This window comes from Teichococcus globiformis (genome assembly GCF_042646265.1).
Lineage (GTDB): Bacteria > Pseudomonadota > Alphaproteobacteria > Acetobacterales > Acetobacteraceae > Pseudoroseomonas > Pseudoroseomonas globiformis.
Genome location: NZ_JBHRTN010000017.1, coordinates 1 through 15,644, shown reverse-complemented (window position 1 = coordinate 15,644; position 15,644 = coordinate 1). Strand labels below are relative to the sequence as shown.

Below are 15,644 nucleotides of genomic sequence, written 5' to 3'. Positions count from 1 at the left end.
GCGACAAGAATGGGGAAGGGACCGGAATGACACAGCCCGATGAGATTTGTTTCCTTTCGGCTTCCGAGCTGGCTCGAAATTACGCTTCGGGCAAGTTGTCGCCCGTGGAAGTGGCGGAGATCCACCTAACGCGCCTTGATAGGCTGGATCCGGCGCTGAATGCCTTCCAGGTAGTGGACCGGGAGGGCGCACTGCAAGCGGCGCGCAAGGCAGAATCCCGTTGGCGGCAGGACGCTCCTAGAAGCCCGTTGGATGGGGTGCCCGTGACCATCAAGGACAATGTCGACATGAAGGGATGGCCGACCCGAAATGGGTCGACCACCACCTCGGCGGAGCCCGTGGCCGAGGACGCTCCGGTGGTTGCTCGGCTTCGAGAAAGCGGGGCAGTTTTCCTTGGCAAGACCACGACGCCGGAGTTTGCCTGGAAAGGTCTGACGGACAGCCGGCTTAGAGGCTTTACGCGCAATCCGTGGGCCCTTGACCGATCTTCCGGCGGATCTTCCGGAGGCGCCGCGGCGGCACTGGCCGTCGGCATTGGCACCATCGCTCATGGCAATGATGCCGGCGGTTCCATCCGCATCCCGGCGAGCTTCTGCGGTCTCTTCGGGTTGAAGCCCACCTTTGGCCGGGTGCCGCACCATCCGGTTGAGGGCCTGTTCGCGACACTGAACGCGGGTGGTCCACTGACACGCCACGTCGCTGACGCCGCTATAGCCTTGCAGATCATGGCGCAACCCGATCATCGCGACTGGTACGCCTTGCCTGCGCCGCCGGATAATTGGTTGACGGGACTGCAGCCTCGCCCCCAGGGCTTACGACTTGCTTACGCACCGAACCTCGGGGAGGTCGAGCCGGACGAAAGTGTTCGTGCCTGCCTAGAAGAGAAGGTGGCCCGTCTACGGGAGGCGGGTGCCCTTGTCGAGGATGTTGGACCGGTCATTCCGGCTTTGCAGCCGACCTTTCAGGATTTCTGGAGAGCAGGCTTTGCACATCTCCTGCGGACACTACCGCAGCATCAATGGGATCAGCTTGATGCCGGATTCCGCAGCATTGCTGAGGAGGGTCTCAGCGTCAGCGTCGAGCGGCTGCTTGCCGGCGAGGCAGCGCGTGCACGACTGCACCAGTGCTTTGCTCATCTATACCAAAACTACGATCTCTTGCTCACTCCGACAGCGCCGCACGTCGCGCCGCCGGCGGAAACAATTTACCATTCACCGCTCTATGACCGTTGGCGCGACGGCGTGGCTTATACACTGCCCTTCAACCTAACAGGGCAACCCGCAGCCTCCATTCCATGCGGTGTTACTGAGGCCGGCCTGCCAATCGGCCTGCAGGTTGCGGGACCGAAGTACAGCGAGCGAGCCGTGCTCGAAGCCTGCCTCGCCATTGAAGCATTACATCCGCCAGCTTTTCCTCCGCTGTCGTCAGTGGAGCAGGAGATTTCTGTCCGCTAGAGCGTCTAGGCCATCTTTGATCAGAGGCGGCCTGCTGTCGCCAAGACGGCTCTACAACGCAGCAAGTTGGAGAGGTTGGAGCACGTACTTGCCTTGGTCCACCACGTGCAATTCAAAATCATAGGCGCGCCGTCATGCATCAAGCGTAAGAGCTCGGTGACTTTGTAACTGCTGGCGCGCTGGAGCCTGACTTGAAGGATCAGATGCAGTGGCGCCATCGCTTCTCCTGAAAGCAATGCATGATTGTCTGGTTTGACAATGATGGCCGTTCAGCAAGATCCAAGGCACCGGGGCCGCACTGCCCGGTCCACAACGGCTGTCGGTCAGCCATCATCCGTAGCAGGGCTGGTCAGTCGGCCACGGCAGCGCCCTTCCCAATATGGATGTGGCACAGCCTCTGATGCGCCTGGGCAGACGGCCGCTCGGATCCTGACCTGATGAAGACCCGGGTTGATCTTGCCAGACGCTTCACCACACCGCCAGAGCAGCGGCGCTTTGACCCGAACGGCAGGCGCCAAGCTCAACTACGGCTCAGTGCCTGATCCACCGCCGCACCCAATCGGTCGACGATGCGATCAATTTCCGTCGGCTGCGCAGTGTAAGGGGGAGCGATGATCACATGGTCACCGGTACGGCCATCCAGAGTGCCGCCCATCGGATAAATCATGACGCCGGCGGCCATGGCCGCGTCCTTCACCGCCTCATGCACTTTGCGCGCCGGATCGAAGCTGCGTCGGCTTGCCCTTTCCTCGACGAACTCCAGTGCCCAGAACAGGCCTCGTCCACGAATATCGCCAACATGGGCATGGTTGCCGAAACGCTCCTGCAGCCCCGCCTCCAGCCGCTCTCCCATGGCCCGTACATTGGCTAGCAGCCCATCCTCACGGATGATGCGCTGCACGGCCAGCGCCGCCGCGCAGGCTACCGGATGCGCCTGATAGGTATGGCCGTGCTTGAAGGCGCCGGAGCCTTCCGTCAGCGCCTGCACAATCCGGGCTTGTGCCAGAATGGCACCAATCGGTTGGTAACCGCCGCCGAGGCCTTTGGCGATCGTCTGGATGTCCGGCGACACGCCTTCCTGTTCCCAGGCATGCAGCGTTCCGGAGCGCCCCATGCCACACATCACCTCGTCAAGGATCAGCAATGCCCCATGGCGGTCGCACACGGCGCGCATGGCAGGGAAGTAGCCGGGCAGGGCGGTCACGCAGCCCGCTGTTGCGCCCACGATTGGCTCTGCCACAAACGCGGCTACCGTGTTGGGACCGAGGCGCTGAAACTCAGCCTCGAGCTCGTCAGCGAGCCGTTGCACATAGTCGGAATCACGCTCTCCTTCTTCCTGCTCACGATAGGCGAAGCAGGGAGAAACATGGCTGAAGCATCCAGCAAGGATAGGCTCGTAGGGCTCGCGCCGCGCCATATTGCCCCCGAGCCCGAGTGCACCTAGCGTGTTGCCGTGATAGCTCTGCCGGCGCGCGATGAAGCGATACCGCTCAGGCTGCCCGATCTCCAGGAAGTATTGTCGTGCCAGCTTCAGCGCTGCTTCCATGGCTTCGGAGCCGGAGGACACGAAGTAGGCGTGGCTAAGCCCGCCCGGCTGGTCGCCGACCAGCAGGTCGGCGAGTTCCTCGGCGGCTACGCAGGTAAAGAACACAGTGTGCGCATAGGCCAGTTGGCGCGCCTGCTCGCTGATCGCCTGGACCACGCGCTCATCGCCATGGCCGATGCAGGCGACTGCGGCCCCGCCTGAGGCGTCGATAACCGGCTGGCCGTCAGCGCCCCGCACCAACAACCCCTTGCCGGACACGGCGAGCATGGGGTCCTTTCGCAGGCTACGATGCAGGATGCGGCTCATGACAGGTGCTCCTGAGAAAAGCGGGTGACGACGTTCCGCAGCAGGCGCGAGACGGGATTGTTGAAATCATTGCTGGGCAGGCTGCCACAAAAGGTGATCGAGCCGGTGGAGAACACGGCACCGCCCTGCTCCGTCTCGAAGTAGACAATCTCCGCGCGCACGAGTTCCGCCGCCTTCTCCCCCGTGACGGTGTTGACGTGGGACAGCAGCTCTTCCGGCACGGCCACGAAATGCGATTGGTGCCCTTCCGAACGGGCAAGGATGCGGGCGTTGGGCGGCGTCCCCTGCATCCAGTCGGCGCGGTCCAGCTCGAATCCCGCAGCCCCGCCACCGGACAGGCCGAAATTGCCGATAATCTCGTCCTCGATCCCTTCAAAGATCCAGGCGTATTCCGGTTCGTAGGACGCCTTGAGCCGCCGGAAGTACGAGCCCTCAAACAGCCCCTGGCTGGAAAAGCCGACTCCCGCCAACATCTGCGGCGGCCGACCGTTGCGACGCCACAGCCCGCCATAGGCGCCGTCGAGCTGCTGGTAATACTCTCCCGCATCGGCTGCCCAGGCGCGGATGCCACCTTCGGCGCGTCGTACCTCGATGACGTGCGGCAGGTCCGGCCGCCGCGCCACGCGCCAATAGAAGCCATTGCCGCCGAGGTAGCAGAGCCGCCCACCTGTCGCGACATACTCCTGCAGCCCGTCCAGCGTTCCTACGGTGTGATACTCGGGATGCGAGCCTGTCAGCACCACCTTGTAGGAGCGCAGCAACTCCACGCCCTCATTGTCAAGGTCCTCATCGGTGATGATATCCATCTCGATGCCGAGCGCGTCTGCCCAGGCGATCAGATGCGTATCGGCGGGGTAGTGGCGCAGGCCCGAGCCGCGCGCGTCGTTGAAGGTCAGGAAGCCCGGGCGCCAGGTCAGGATCGGACGCAGGCGCGACGACATGGAAACCCCGCTGTTGTCAGGATGCCGGTTGTAGGTCGAGTAGGCATAATCCGCATGCTCCTGCGGGTTGTGCGGATAGGCGCCCCATTCGGCGCGGCGCGCCCTGTAGTCCTCGTCGCAATTCTTTCGCGCGTGGTTGGCATAGGCCTGGTAGGTGAAGGTCGAGGCAAGAAAGGCCACCGGAGCCGTCGCCGTGCCGCGGGGCGGCAGCACGTAAAATGGGATGATGTCCTCATGCTCGCCGGCGCGCAGGCGGATGCCATAGGCGCCGCTGGGCATCCCCTGCGGGATCGTCACGGAGAAGTCGGTATCCCAGCCACAATCATCCAGGTCGTCGGCATGGAAGTTGATGGCGGCGTAGTGGCGTGGCGCGTGCGTCCATGCCATCTCACTGCCATCCCAGCGTGAGCCGCGGACGGCCCGCGTGGGCAGGTTGATCAGCCGCCCATGCAGCGCCTTGGGGCCACGGTCCTGGATGCTCTGCGTGTCGATGCCCATGGAGAAATCCCACCAGGCGATCAGGCTGTCTCCTTCCTCCGGCTCCGTTGCCGCTGTGGCACCGGCCTGGATGAAGGGGTCCTCGATACGCCCTTCAAAAACCGACCGGGCTGCGCCGCCTTGCCAGGCCGCGCCAAAGGAAAGCGGCGCGCCGGGCAAATCCCGCAGGCGGATCCCTGGGCACTCGGTACTGCCCTCATGGGCGCCAGCGCCCCAGATACGCCGCAGCGGCGATTGTGCCAACCGCAGGCGATCATCCTCGAAGTTCAGCGTCACCGCGTACCATCCGCGCACCACCATAGGCGCCGCCAGTGTGCAGCGGGCGCCGCCGCCTGGTCCATGGGTCTCAAAGACGAGCCCGCCCCTGCTCACCGACAGCGTCCAGCCCTCACCGGCCTCACTGAGCCGCGCCATCAGCACGGCTGGCGCATCGGTCAGCAGCGTAGGTTGTACGCGCAGGCCGATCGTCACGTCAGCAGGAAGAACCAGGTCGCTGGCTGCCTCCACTACCGCGCAGGAACCGAGGTGGACCGGCTGGAAACGGCCAGGATAGCGCCCTGCGAAATCCGCCTGAACTTGCCGCAACTGCATCCCTGGCCCTTCGGGATTCGGATCTCCCGAGATCACCCGGACCAGATCGGCTTCGTATTCGCCGGGGAGGGTGCTGGAAACCTTGACGCCCAGCGTCTCGCCGGCACGGGCAGAGATGCGGTCCAGGTAGCCTGTCAGGGGAACGGTCATGATGGTGTCCGGTTAAAGGCGGCAGGTCAGGCGCGGCGCACATTCCAAGGCACGGGACGCAACGCTTTCAGCATCCCGGTGAGCGACTTTCGATAGGCGGTGCGGACCGAGAAGATGCCAAGTGGAACGGTTGGCGCATCCCGCATGGCAAGCGCATTCATCTCGGCGGCGATAACGGCACGTCCGGCCTCATCCGGCACGCGCAACCAATCTGCATTGAGCTCTTCCATCCTCTCGCTGCTGTACCATCCGGTCCATCCACGGTCGCCCAGGCCGCGGATCAGGGCGTTGGTGACGGGCACTGCGATCCCGGCTCCGCCCCACCAGGTGTGGTAGAGGCTCCAGCCGCCCTTGTCGGGTGTTTCCCGCGACACGGCGCGGGAGATCAGCGAACCCCAATCCATCTCCTGCAATTCGACGTTCATGCCAAGCTGCCGAAGCAGGTCGTGCGTCACATGCCCGAAGGGTGCGATGATCGGCACGTCGGACGGGTTCATGATGACGACCTTCTCGCCATTGTACCCGGCGGCGGACAAGGCGCGCTTCTTCGCGGCAATGTCCGGCGTGTCGCTCATGCCAGCGTCGGTGGGAGGGGTGCCGTAGGGCGTGCCGCAGGGAAACAGCGAGTGGCAACTGCGCCAGGCAGTGGCATCGCCACCCGTGACAAGGTTCATGTAATTGGGCTGCGTCACCGACTGAAGAACGATGCGGCGGATTTCCGAACGATCGAAGGGTGGCTGCAGCGCATTGAAGCGGATGACCCCCATGAAGCCGGCGGGATCCAGGATGTCCGTCACCACGTCCCGGTTTCGCGACACCAGCGGCAACAGGTCCGCCTGAACCTGATCCAGCCAGTCGATCTCGCCTGTTTGCAGCGCAGCGAGCCCTGTCGCTTGATCCGGCATGATGGTCCATTCGACGCGGTCGAAATGCATCACCTTGCCGCCAGAGAAAAAGTCGGGAGCTTCCTGGCGGGGTTGGTAGCCGCCGAAACGCTCGTAGACGACCTTGCTGCCCGAAACAAACTCGTCCGCCTTGAAGCGTAGCGGACCGGAGCCGACCATCTCAGTCAGGGCCTTCATCGGGTCTGTGTTTGCCAGGCGTTCCGGCATGATCACCGGCAGGGACGCGGTGGGCTTGCCAATGGCCTCGATCAGCAGCGGGAAAGGCCGCTTCAGCTGGATGCGGATGGTGCGGTCGTCGGCGGTTCCCCAATCCTCGACCACTGTAGCCAGATCGCGCCCGAAGGTGTCACGGGCAGCCCACCGCCGTAGGCTGGCGACGCAATCGCGGGCAAGCACGGGGCTGCCATCGTGGAACTTCAGGCCATCGCGGAGGCGGATCGACCATGTCAGGCCATCGTCGGAGACGGCATGTCCCTCGGCCATTTGCGGCCGCGGACGAAGGCTGGAATCCACAGCATAGAGGGTGTCGAACACATAGAAGCCGTGGATGTTGGTGATGGCCGTCAGGTTGGCGACCGGATCCAGGAAGGTCAGGGACGCATGCGGGGCGAAGCGCAGGATCTGCGCACGCGGGGCGATCGCCGGCTGGGCTAGAGCTGCGCGGAGCGGCGTTGCGGCAATCGCCGCCACAGCGCCGGAACCGCTTAGAAGAGCACGGCGCCTCATGGGTGAAGGGTCCGCAACGACGGCGCCGTGTCGGATGCCTCCACCTCCACGTCGGACCGGCAAGGTTGGCTCTGCATCACCTTGTGTCTCCCTGATGGTCACCGTCCTGGGGAAGCACAAGCCTCTTTGAGGAAAATGTCAATATGCGGGATAACATCCCAAAATACAGGATTCGTCGTCATCGAGATGGTGGGCTATCGTGGGAGTGATGCCACCTTCCGCCGAAACCATTCCCACCGCCGTCCGCAAGAGCTTTCAGATCCTGGAGGCTGTGGCGGCATCTCCGCGTCCTGTTTCAAGCTCGGTGCTGGCCCAGAAGCTTGGCCTGACGCGATCCACGCTTTCCCGGATTGCGCTGAGCCTTGCCGCCCTCGGCTACCTGGACCGTGTTGAGGGACTTGGATGGCAGCTGGGTCCAGCTGCACTCCGGCTGGGCCTGGCACGCTTGGCCCATCTGGACATTCGGGGGATCGCGGCGCCGCTGATGCGGTCGCTGAGCGACGAGGTCAACCTGCCTGTGGATCTGGCCATGCCCGTTGGCGACGAGATGCTGCATTTCGAGTTGGCTCAGAAGGCGGGGCAGGTGGTGGTGGCAAGCGAAATGGGCGCGAAGCTGCCGATAGCCCGGACAGCGCTGGGGCATGCCGCGTTGTTCGCCATGGAGAAGCAGCGCCGCCAGGAGCTTCTGCAACGCCTGCGGGACGCCGCCGGGGCCGACTGGCCCTCACAGGATGCCGCGCTCGCAGCCTCCTTCGCGCAGCTCGAGCGCTGCGGCTTCTGCATTGTGATGGGACAGCTTCGCGATGACGTTGCCGCCATCGGCGCGCCATTCGTCGATCCACGATGGGGCAGCATCTTCAGCTTCAGCTGCTCGGCAATCGGCTTCGCGGTCGAGGCCCAACGGTTAGAGGCCATTGGCCCACGCCTGCTGCGCATGGTGCGACAGGTTGGTGCCGCCATGGGAGCGGAATGACGTTCCTGCAACGAAGATGTCCGCAGGTACTCCCATGACCGGATACCATGGCCGGAGCCAGGAGGCAGAAAGCCTAGTCCCTGTATTCAGGCGCGGAGGTTAAGGATTTTCCTAGCCTCGGAGGGCGTGGCCGGTTCCGTTCCGAGCATCCGCATCAGTTGCACCGCTTTGTCCACCAGCGCGGCGTTGTTCGGGGCAAGGACGCCGCGCTCCAGGTACAGATTGTCTTCCAGCCCGACGCGGACATGGCCGCCCAGCAGCAGGGCCTGCGCCAGCATTGGGTATTCCTGCGCTGAGATGCCAAACGCTGCCCAGGCGGCATCGTCGGGCAGCAGATGGCGCATGTGCATCATCGAGGCCGGTGTGGAAATTGCACCGAAACGGATACCGAGGACGATCTGGAATAGGGTAGGGCCCTTCAACGAGCCCTCCTGGATCAGGTGGTGCGCGAGCTGGATGTCGCCCGTATCGAAAACCTCCAGCTCCGGCAGGACGCCGATTCCTTGCACGGCGCGGGCCATCTCGGCCACATGGGCGGGGATGTTGATGGCTGCACGGGTGTTGAACCACATCGTGTTCAGGTCCAGCGTGCAAATCTCCGGCCTGAGTTCCAGCACGTGGCGGATACGATGCTCCGGCTGGCACAGCGTTGTGCCGGCACCAGCGACAGCAGGATTCTCCGCGCCGGGAACAAAGCTGGCGCCCGGCCCGGTTGTCAGGTTCAGGATGACGTCGACCCCACTGCCGCGGATACGCTCAACCACTTCACGGTATAGCTCCAGCTTCATGCTGGGGGCACCTGTCTCAGGGTCCCTGACGTGTAGATGGACGATGGCGGCGCCAGCCCGAGCCGCGTCGACCGCTTGATCGGCAATCTGCCGCGGTGTGACCGGAACATTGGTGTGCCGCGCCGTCATGGGCGCACTGCCGGTCACGGCGCAGGTCAGGATGGCTTTCTTCATGAGGGCCTTCGAGAAGTTGGCGGTGGGAAGGGAAGATATCCAGGCGCGCAGGGTCGCGCCTGGCCTTGCCGGATCAGATAAAGGTCAGCAACCGTTGCGGCGTACCGACCATGATCTGGTCCAGTTCCGCCTCGGTGAAGCCGCGCCGGCGGGCGAGCGGCAGGACCTTTTTGTAGATGTGGGCGTAGCCCCAACCGCCTTGCTCGGTCATGTGCGCGGTATGGCAGATGTCCTGGCTGATGACGATCTGCTTGCCGTGACCGCGATCGATGATCTTGCGGATATCGCGCAGGCGCTGCGCGTCGTTCGGCATGTCGATGTCGATGTTCGGCGCGTAGTAGCAGCTTTCCTGACCGAACAGATCCCATTCCAGGATGACGCCGGCATCAGCGAGGCGGAACAGCCGGTCATCGTCGAAGATGGTGCGGTCGATGTGGTCGATGATGGTGCGGGACAGATCCGCGCCATGTTCGCGCAGGAACTCCACGAGCATCCAGGGATGGTCCTGATGCCGCGCCGGGTGGATAGTCAGCGCCGCGCCGGTCTCCTGTTGCGCCAGGCAGGCTGCATGCAGCATCTTCTTCTCGAGGTCAGTCCAAGGCCACTGACAGCCGATCTCGCCCAGCAGCCCAGCGCGCACATCCGTGCCCCAGGCTCCGAGCTGGATCTGGTCCGCCATCTCCTGCGCCAGCTCCTCCAGGCCGCGGTGCTCATTCGCCGGGTCCTGGTAATCGTGCACATAGTGGCCGCAACCCATGACGATCTGCGCGCCGCTGTCGAGCGAAACCTGCGCTAAGCCCTTGGGATCCGGCATTAGCCCGCCGATGGTCAGCTCGACGATGGTGCGGCCGCCCTTCTGCACCACCTCGGCTGCGGCCCGCGTGGCGACGCCGACATCGAGCTGCGTCGTGTTGCTCGGGTTCTTCACCTCCGAGGTGGCGAGATCCCACCAGCGGTGCAAATTCATCTCCGCTGGCGGCGGAGGATCGGTGCGCTGTGCCGGCGGGGTGATGTTCCAGATCAGGTGCTCGTGCATCAGGGTGGAGCCAAGCTCCGCCGGGTCGATCAGCCCAAGAACCGTTTGCGCCTTGCCCCGCATCTCGTCGCGCGTCAGCCTTGCCATGGTCTTCTCTCCGTCTTGTTGGTCACCCGCGGCGGACGTTCCAGGGATACGGCGCCGAGCCTTGCAGGAAGCCGCCCAGGTCGGTGCGGTAGGCCGTTTGCATGAAGAACTGACCCATCGGGATAATCGGCGCCTCCTGGAAGGAGATGCGCTGGATCTGCTCGGCGATGGCTGCGCGGCCTGTGTCGTCTGCTGCTTCAAGCCAGCGATCGGCCAATGCCTCGACCTCGTCATTGCGGTACCACCCGAACCAACCCTTGTCCCCCTGGCCGCGCAGAGTCGGGTTGACGGCGGGCGTGTGGACCGAGAGCGAGGGCCACCAGGTGTGGAAGATGCTCCAGCCGCCCTGATCCACCGCCGCGCGGCTGGCGCGGCGCTGCACCACGCTGCCCCAATCGGTTTCCACCAGATCGACATTCATGCCGAGCCGCATCAGCAGATCCGCCGTTACCGGCCCCCAGGGTGCCATGCTGGGCAGGTCGGTTGGGCTGAGGATGACGACCTTCTCGCCCTTGTATCCGGCTTCCGCCAGCATCTTCCGTGTCCGCTCCAGGTCGCGCGGGCCTTTCAGCGCTTCTGCGCCGGCCTCGGTGCCATAGGGCGTGCCGCACGGCCAGACGGAATGGCAGTCCCGGAACAGCTTCGGGTCGTTGCCGGTGACCGCGCGCATATAGTCTTCCTGCCGCACAGCGTGGAGCAGGGCGCGGCGCACCGCCGGCTTGTCAAAGGGCGCGTGCAGTGTGTTGAAGCGGAGCGTGGCGATGTAGCCGGCCGGATCGTTCACCGCGACCCTGATGTTGCGGTTGCGCGCCAATACCGGAACCAGATCGGAATGCACCTGGTCCCACCAATCCATCTCGCCGGACTGCAGCGCGCCGGCAGCGGTCGCCGCATCCGGCATGACGTGCCATTCGATGCGCTCGAAATGCGCCACCTTGCCGCCAGCGGTGCGCTCCGGCGCTTCGTCCCGCGGCACGTAGCCGTCGAACCGGCCATAAGCCATGCGGCTGCCGGACACATACTCATTGGCAAGAAAACGGTAGGGACCGGAGCCCACCATCTCCGTGACCTGCTTGAAGGGGTCGGTCCGTGCCAGCCGCTCCGGCATCATGAAGGGCACAATGGTCGCCGTCTTGCCCAACGCCTGCAGCATGAGGGGGAAGGGCTTCTGCAGGCGGATGCGGATGGTGCGGTCGTCCTCGCTACCCCATTCCTCAACGATGCGGGCAAGAGATTGGCCAAAGGTATCCCGTCGGCTCCATCGATCGAGGCTGGCGGCACAATCGCGGGCCAGCACAGCTTCACCATCGTGCCAGCGCAATCCTGGACGGAGGCGGATTCGCCATGTCCGGCCATCCTCGCTCACCTCGTGGCTTTCCGCCATCTGGGGACGCACGTTCAGGGCGTTGTCCAGCCCATAGAGCGTATCGAACACGTAGCAGGCGTGGTTAAGCGTGACCGCCGCGGTGGTCCAGATCGGATCCAGCGAGGTAAGGTTTGCCTGGGGAATGAAGCGCAGCACGCGCGGATCGGCCGCACGGGCCCTCCACGGTGCAGCACCGGCGGCCACCAGGCCGGCGGCAGTAGCTATGAAGCGTCGGCGGTTCATGCGCGCTCTCCGTTGTCCGATGACGCCGTGGCGGCCCTGTTGCCGGGCCATGCGCTTCCTCAGAAGCAAGTTGTCCGGCGCGAGCCGCGGCGGGCCCGCCCCGGGGTCAGTGGAGGCCGCCGGATGCCTTCAGCAATGTGCCGCGTGCCTCGATGAACTCGGCCACGGCCGCAGCGAAGCGGTCCAGCTCCGTTGCACCGACTGGCAAGCTGAGCGCGACCATGCCGCGCCGCGCCAGGTAGATGCCGGCCTGGAGCATGTCGAAGAAGAACAACTCGCGCAGCGCCTCCTCCGCCGGACCGGGCAGGCGGGGTTCCGTCGGCAGCGGCCTCTGAAACTGCACGGTCATCATGGAGCCGATGCCGGTGAAGCCCATGGGCACATCCGCCTGCTCCGCCAGGCCATTCAGCCGATGCCGGAGCGCCTCGCCGGAACGGTACAGCGCCTCCGCGCGCTCAGGGGTGAAAATTTCGCCCATCGCCGTACTGCCGGCCGCCATGCTCAGCACGTTGTTGTTGAAGGTGCCGGCGTGCGGCAGCTTGCCGTCAAACAGGCTCATGATGTCGGCCTTGCCGCCAAAGGCGCCGAAGCTCATGCCGCCGCCAATATATTTGCCCAGCGTCGTCATGTCGGGGGTGATGCCAAGCCGCGCCTGCATGCCGCCGCCCGACATGCGGGAGGTCATGACCTCGTCAAAGATCAGCACAGCGCCGCATTCGCTCGCCAGCTCGCGCAGACCTTGCAGGAAGGCGACCGTGGCCGGGATGCACCCGCCGCTGCCCAGCATCGGCTCGACAATGATGGCCGCTAGCTCGCCTGCACGCTCGGCGGCGACACGCCTCGCATCGGCGAGATCGTTGTAGCGGCAGAGCACGACGTCAAGTGGAAGGGTAGCCATGCTGCGCCCCGCGAGCGGAAAGGTCAGCACGCCGCCATGGTAGCCGCCCTGCACCGCCATGATGGCGTTACGCCCGGTCTTCGCCCGGGCCGCCGTCAATGCCATCAGGTTGGCCTCGGTGCCGCTGTTGGCGAAGCGGACCCGCTCGATGGAGGGGAAGCGGCCGCACAGGATGCGCGCCAGCTTCTCCTCGCCCTCGCCCACTGCCGCCAGGTTGGTGCCGCGCTTCAGCGTGGAATGCAGCACGTCGTGGATCAGCGGCTCGGAATGGCCGAACAGGCCGGCCGTATACTCGCCGCACAGGTCGAGGTACTCGCGGCCATCGATGTCCCAGAGCCGGCAATCCTCGCCGCGCGCCATGGCCGTGGGGAAGGGGCTGTAGGCCAGCACGGAGCGAGTGTTGCCGCCCGGCATGACTTCGCTTGCTTTCTCGTGCAGGGCGGCGCTTTTCGGGCGTCCCGCGACGTAGAGGGCGCGCGCCTCGACGAGCGCACTGTCCAGGTCACTGTTGCGACGCAGTTCCGTGGCGGCGCTCATCCGTGGCATCCGGGAAAGCGCAGGGAAGCAGGGGTGGTCCGAAGGCTTAGGGCTGTCATGAGGGGACGTTCGCCTCTAAAGCAGTGGCCCCGACCAGGAGCCGGTGTAATCCTGAAAACGATGGTATTGTGATCACAAAATGACGGCAAGCCTTTTTCCGCAAGATCCGCTGACCGAGGAGGACGAGGCCGCGCCCGCCGGCGTGCCGCTGGAGGAGCAGGCCTACCGGAGCCTGCGGCAGGCCCTGGTGGAAGGCGTCTTTGCACCGGGCGAGAAGCTTTCCATCCGCCGGATCGCTTCGTCGCTCGGCACCAGTCCCATGCCCGCGCGGACCGCATTGCGCCGGCTCGCCGCCGAGCAGGCGGTGGACGTACTGCCATCGGGCACCGCCATTGTGCCGCGCCTCACCCGGCAGAGCTTCCGCGAGCTCGGGGAAATCCGCGCATCGTTGGAACCCCTGGCCGTGCGGCTGGCGGCACCGCAAATCGCTTCCGAGGCGCTGGACCGGCTTGAATGGCTGCTGACCGAGCATGAGGAAGCGCGCGCTGGTGGACGCGCGGACGATCTCCTGCGGCTCGACCGCGAGTTCCTCTTCACGGTTTACCGGCAGGCCGGTTCGCCCATGCTGCTGGGGCTCATCGAGGTGCCGTGGCTGCGCCGCGGGCCGTTGTTCTGGGAGGCTCGGTGGGCCCTGATGGCCCGGCCGCAGGAGACAGGACATCGCCATCCCGCGATCCTGGCGGCGCTGCGCGCGGCCGACGGGCTGCGCGCCGCCCGCGAATTGGAGGAGGAGATCCGCGATGCCACGAGCTTCCTCCTGAAGGAAATGCGCTTCGCGGACGATGCCGCCACCCCCGGCCTGCCGGCGCTGGGTAAGGCACGGGCCGCCAAGTAGCTGCCGCTCTGCTTCCGAGTGGGAAGGGGCGTCGGCGACCTCGCCCCCCCCCCTCCGCAGGCGGATCTACTGCCAGAGCCAGCTCATCATCAGCCCGCCCTGGTTCCACAGCCGGTTGAGGCCACGATCCAGGCCGAGCCCGTGCTTGCCCAGATGGGTCTCGTACAGGGTGCCGTAATCACCGACCTGCCGGACCACCTGGTAGGCCCAGTCATCCGAAAGGCCGAGGCCGGCCCCAACCGGTTCGCCCCGTCCTAGGAAGCGCCGGACTTGCGGATCCGTGCTGCTGTCACGGGTCGCTGCCACCGTTTCCCGCGTCAGGCCGAACTCTTCCGCCTGGACCAGCGCGAAGATCGACCAGCGCACCACATTGGCCCACTCGCTGTCGCCGTTCCGCACCATTGCGCCTTGAGGCTCCTTGGCGATCAGCTCGGGCAGCAGCACAAAGGCGTCCGGGTCGGGGGCGGCGAGACGATTGGCCGTTAGGCTCAATGTGTCATTGCTGATGGCGTCACAACGGCCCGCCAGGAAGGCTGCCAGTACATTGGCCGCGACATCGAACGAGATGGTGGTGAGGGTAATGCCGGTTCGGCGAGCATAATCGGTGACATTGCGCTCCACGACACTGCCTTGGGTGGAGCATACCGTGCCGCCATCCAGTTCCTTCAGCTGGCTGATGTTCAGGCTGCGACGTACCAGGAAGCCCTGGCCCGTATAAAAATACGGGGCCACCTGGTTGAGGCCGAGCGTGGCATCGCGGCTGAGGGTTAGCGCGGTGATGTAGATCAGCGTGTCGATCTCGCCGCTCTGCAAAGCCGTGAAGCGGGACTGCGCAGTCACGGGAACGAAGGTCACCTTCTCGGCGTCCCCCAAGGCGGCGGCGGCGACGGCGCGGCAGATGTCGGCGTGAAAGCCGACCCAGCGGCCCTTGGAGTCCGGGCGCGCGGCACCGGCCACGGCGCTGGTGACGCCGCAACGGACCGTACCCGCCTTCTTGACAGCATCGAGCGTCGGGCCTGCCGCGGCTGGGTTGCCAAGGGAAAGTCCAGCCAGGATGACGCCGAGCCACCCGGCCGCTGCCCACCCGCTTTTCATCGAACGGGCTTCCCGGCGAGCACAGGCGCGCACGCGCCATGTGCGCCAGCAGACAACACGCTTCTGAACCAGTGTGGGGGCATGAGCGGCATCGTCTCCGCCGGCAAGTGCTGTGGAAGTGCGTGCGCTGCGATCCTCAGATCGCAGGCCTCTGAAGCCTGGAAGACCATCCCTATCATGCGTCCCTCCTTGTGCTGGAAAGGGCGAAGCCGCTTACGTCGCCTCGCCAGGTGACATAGCGCATCGTGATCACAAATCTCGGGGTTTGTTAATCACGAAATGGCTCTCGACTTGGGATTGAAACGCGGTCTGGCTTCTGGGGGACACGACTAGGGGCGGCCCTGCGTAGGGTTTGCCTCGTTCCGGCGCGCTGAGGCGCCGGTCGGAGGAGAGCCGAACCATGGGTGTCGCGAAGAAGATCGTTGTTATTGGCGG

Annotated in this window: 11 protein-coding genes; 3 read left to right on the top strand and 8 right to left on the bottom strand. The window is 65.0% G+C overall.

The window, feature by feature from the left end; translation table 11 throughout:
- The first annotated feature begins 26 nt into the window (after positions 1 to 26).
- Positions 27 to 1,454, top strand: a complete 1,428-nt coding sequence (locus ACFOD4_RS14145; protein WP_379597396.1) for an amidase — start codon at positions 27 to 29, stop codon at positions 1,452 to 1,454.
- Between the two features lie 520 nt (positions 1,455 to 1,974).
- Here the strand turns inward: ACFOD4_RS14145 and ACFOD4_RS14140 are convergent.
- The 3 genes from ACFOD4_RS14140 to ACFOD4_RS14130 are packed head-to-tail and all read right to left on the bottom strand — an operon-like array spanning position 1,975 to position 7,117.
- Positions 1,975 to 3,306, bottom strand: a complete 1,332-nt coding sequence (locus ACFOD4_RS14140) for an aspartate aminotransferase family protein (protein ID WP_379597395.1) — start codon at positions 3,304 to 3,306, stop codon at positions 1,975 to 1,977.
- Positions 3,303 to 5,486: a N,N-dimethylformamidase beta subunit family domain-containing protein gene (locus ACFOD4_RS14135; protein ID WP_379597394.1), complete on the bottom strand. Its 2,184-nt coding sequence runs from the start codon at positions 5,484 to 5,486 to the stop codon at positions 3,303 to 3,305. The genes ACFOD4_RS14140 and ACFOD4_RS14135 overlap by 4 nt, the downstream gene beginning before the upstream one ends.
- Before the next feature lie 26 nt (positions 5,487 to 5,512).
- Complete coding sequence (locus ACFOD4_RS14130) at positions 5,513 to 7,117, bottom strand: ABC transporter substrate-binding protein (RefSeq protein WP_379597393.1); 1,605 nt, start codon at positions 7,115 to 7,117, stop codon at positions 5,513 to 5,515.
- Between the two features lie 208 nt (positions 7,118 to 7,325).
- Here ACFOD4_RS14130 and ACFOD4_RS14125 point away from each other — a divergent pair, with 208 nt between their 5' ends.
- A complete protein-coding gene (locus tag ACFOD4_RS14125; protein WP_379597391.1) occupies positions 7,326 to 8,090 on the top strand; it encodes an IclR family transcriptional regulator in 765 nt (254 codons plus the stop codon).
- A gap of 86 nt (positions 8,091 to 8,176) precedes the next feature.
- On the opposite strand, the gene ACFOD4_RS14120 is transcribed toward ACFOD4_RS14125, so the two are convergent.
- The 4 genes from ACFOD4_RS14120 to ACFOD4_RS14105 all read right to left on the bottom strand — a co-directional run bounded on the left by ACFOD4_RS14120 (position 8,177) and on the right by ACFOD4_RS14105 (position 13,219).
- Positions 8,177 to 9,052 (bottom strand): BKACE family enzyme, encoded by an 876-nt coding sequence (locus ACFOD4_RS14120; protein WP_379597389.1) that lies wholly within the window; start codon positions 9,050 to 9,052, stop codon positions 8,177 to 8,179.
- Positions 9,053 to 9,125: 73 nt separating this feature from the next.
- Positions 9,126 to 10,175, bottom strand: a complete 1,050-nt coding sequence (locus ACFOD4_RS14115; protein WP_379597387.1) for a phosphotriesterase family protein — start codon at positions 10,173 to 10,175, stop codon at positions 9,126 to 9,128.
- A 22-nt stretch (positions 10,176 to 10,197) separates the two neighbouring features.
- Positions 10,198 to 11,784 (bottom strand): ABC transporter substrate-binding protein, encoded by a 1,587-nt coding sequence (locus ACFOD4_RS14110; protein WP_379597386.1) that lies wholly within the window; start codon positions 11,782 to 11,784, stop codon positions 10,198 to 10,200.
- A gap of 106 nt (positions 11,785 to 11,890) precedes the next feature.
- Positions 11,891 to 13,219: an aspartate aminotransferase family protein gene (locus ACFOD4_RS14105; protein WP_379597384.1), complete on the bottom strand. Its 1,329-nt coding sequence runs from the start codon at positions 13,217 to 13,219 to the stop codon at positions 11,891 to 11,893.
- Between the two features lie 139 nt (positions 13,220 to 13,358).
- Between ACFOD4_RS14105 and ACFOD4_RS14100 the strand changes: the two genes are divergently transcribed.
- Entirely contained in the window at positions 13,359 to 14,114 is a 756-nt protein-coding gene (locus tag ACFOD4_RS14100) for a GntR family transcriptional regulator (protein ID WP_379597383.1), read from the top strand.
- Between the two features lie 66 nt (positions 14,115 to 14,180).
- On the opposite strand, the gene ACFOD4_RS14095 is transcribed toward ACFOD4_RS14100, so the two are convergent.
- Positions 14,181 to 15,209: an amino acid ABC transporter substrate-binding protein gene (locus ACFOD4_RS14095; protein WP_379597382.1), complete on the bottom strand. Its 1,029-nt coding sequence runs from the start codon at positions 15,207 to 15,209 to the stop codon at positions 14,181 to 14,183.
- Between the last annotated feature and the right edge of the window lie 435 nt (positions 15,210 to 15,644).

Bases quoted from the DNA above. Each gene is read 5' to 3' on its own strand.
- ACFOD4_RS14145 (WP_379597396.1), top strand. From the start codon at position 27: ATGACACAGCCCGATGAGATTTGTTTCCTTTCGGCTTCCGAGCTGGCT.
- ACFOD4_RS14140 (WP_379597395.1), bottom strand. From the start codon at position 3,306: ATGAGCCGCATCCTGCATCGTAGCCTGCGAAAGGACCCCATGCTCGCC.
- ACFOD4_RS14135 (WP_379597394.1), bottom strand. From the start codon at position 5,486: ATGACCGTTCCCCTGACAGGCTACCTGGACCGCATCTCTGCCCGTGCC.
- ACFOD4_RS14130 (WP_379597393.1), bottom strand. From the start codon at position 7,117: ATGAGGCGCCGTGCTCTTCTAAGCGGTTCCGGCGCTGTGGCGGCGATT.
- ACFOD4_RS14125 (WP_379597391.1), top strand. From the start codon at position 7,326: ATGCCACCTTCCGCCGAAACCATTCCCACCGCCGTCCGCAAGAGCTTT.
- ACFOD4_RS14120 (WP_379597389.1), bottom strand. From the start codon at position 9,052: ATGAAGAAAGCCATCCTGACCTGCGCCGTGACCGGCAGTGCGCCCATG.
- ACFOD4_RS14115 (WP_379597387.1), bottom strand. From the start codon at position 10,175: ATGGCAAGGCTGACGCGCGACGAGATGCGGGGCAAGGCGCAAACGGTT.
- ACFOD4_RS14110 (WP_379597386.1), bottom strand. From the start codon at position 11,784: ATGAACCGCCGACGCTTCATAGCTACTGCCGCCGGCCTGGTGGCCGCC.
- ACFOD4_RS14105 (WP_379597384.1), bottom strand. From the start codon at position 13,219: ATGAGCGCCGCCACGGAACTGCGTCGCAACAGTGACCTGGACAGTGCG.
- ACFOD4_RS14100 (WP_379597383.1), top strand. From the start codon at position 13,359: ATGACGGCAAGCCTTTTTCCGCAAGATCCGCTGACCGAGGAGGACGAG.
- ACFOD4_RS14095 (WP_379597382.1), bottom strand. From the start codon at position 15,209: ATGAAAAGCGGGTGGGCAGCGGCCGGGTGGCTCGGCGTCATCCTGGCT.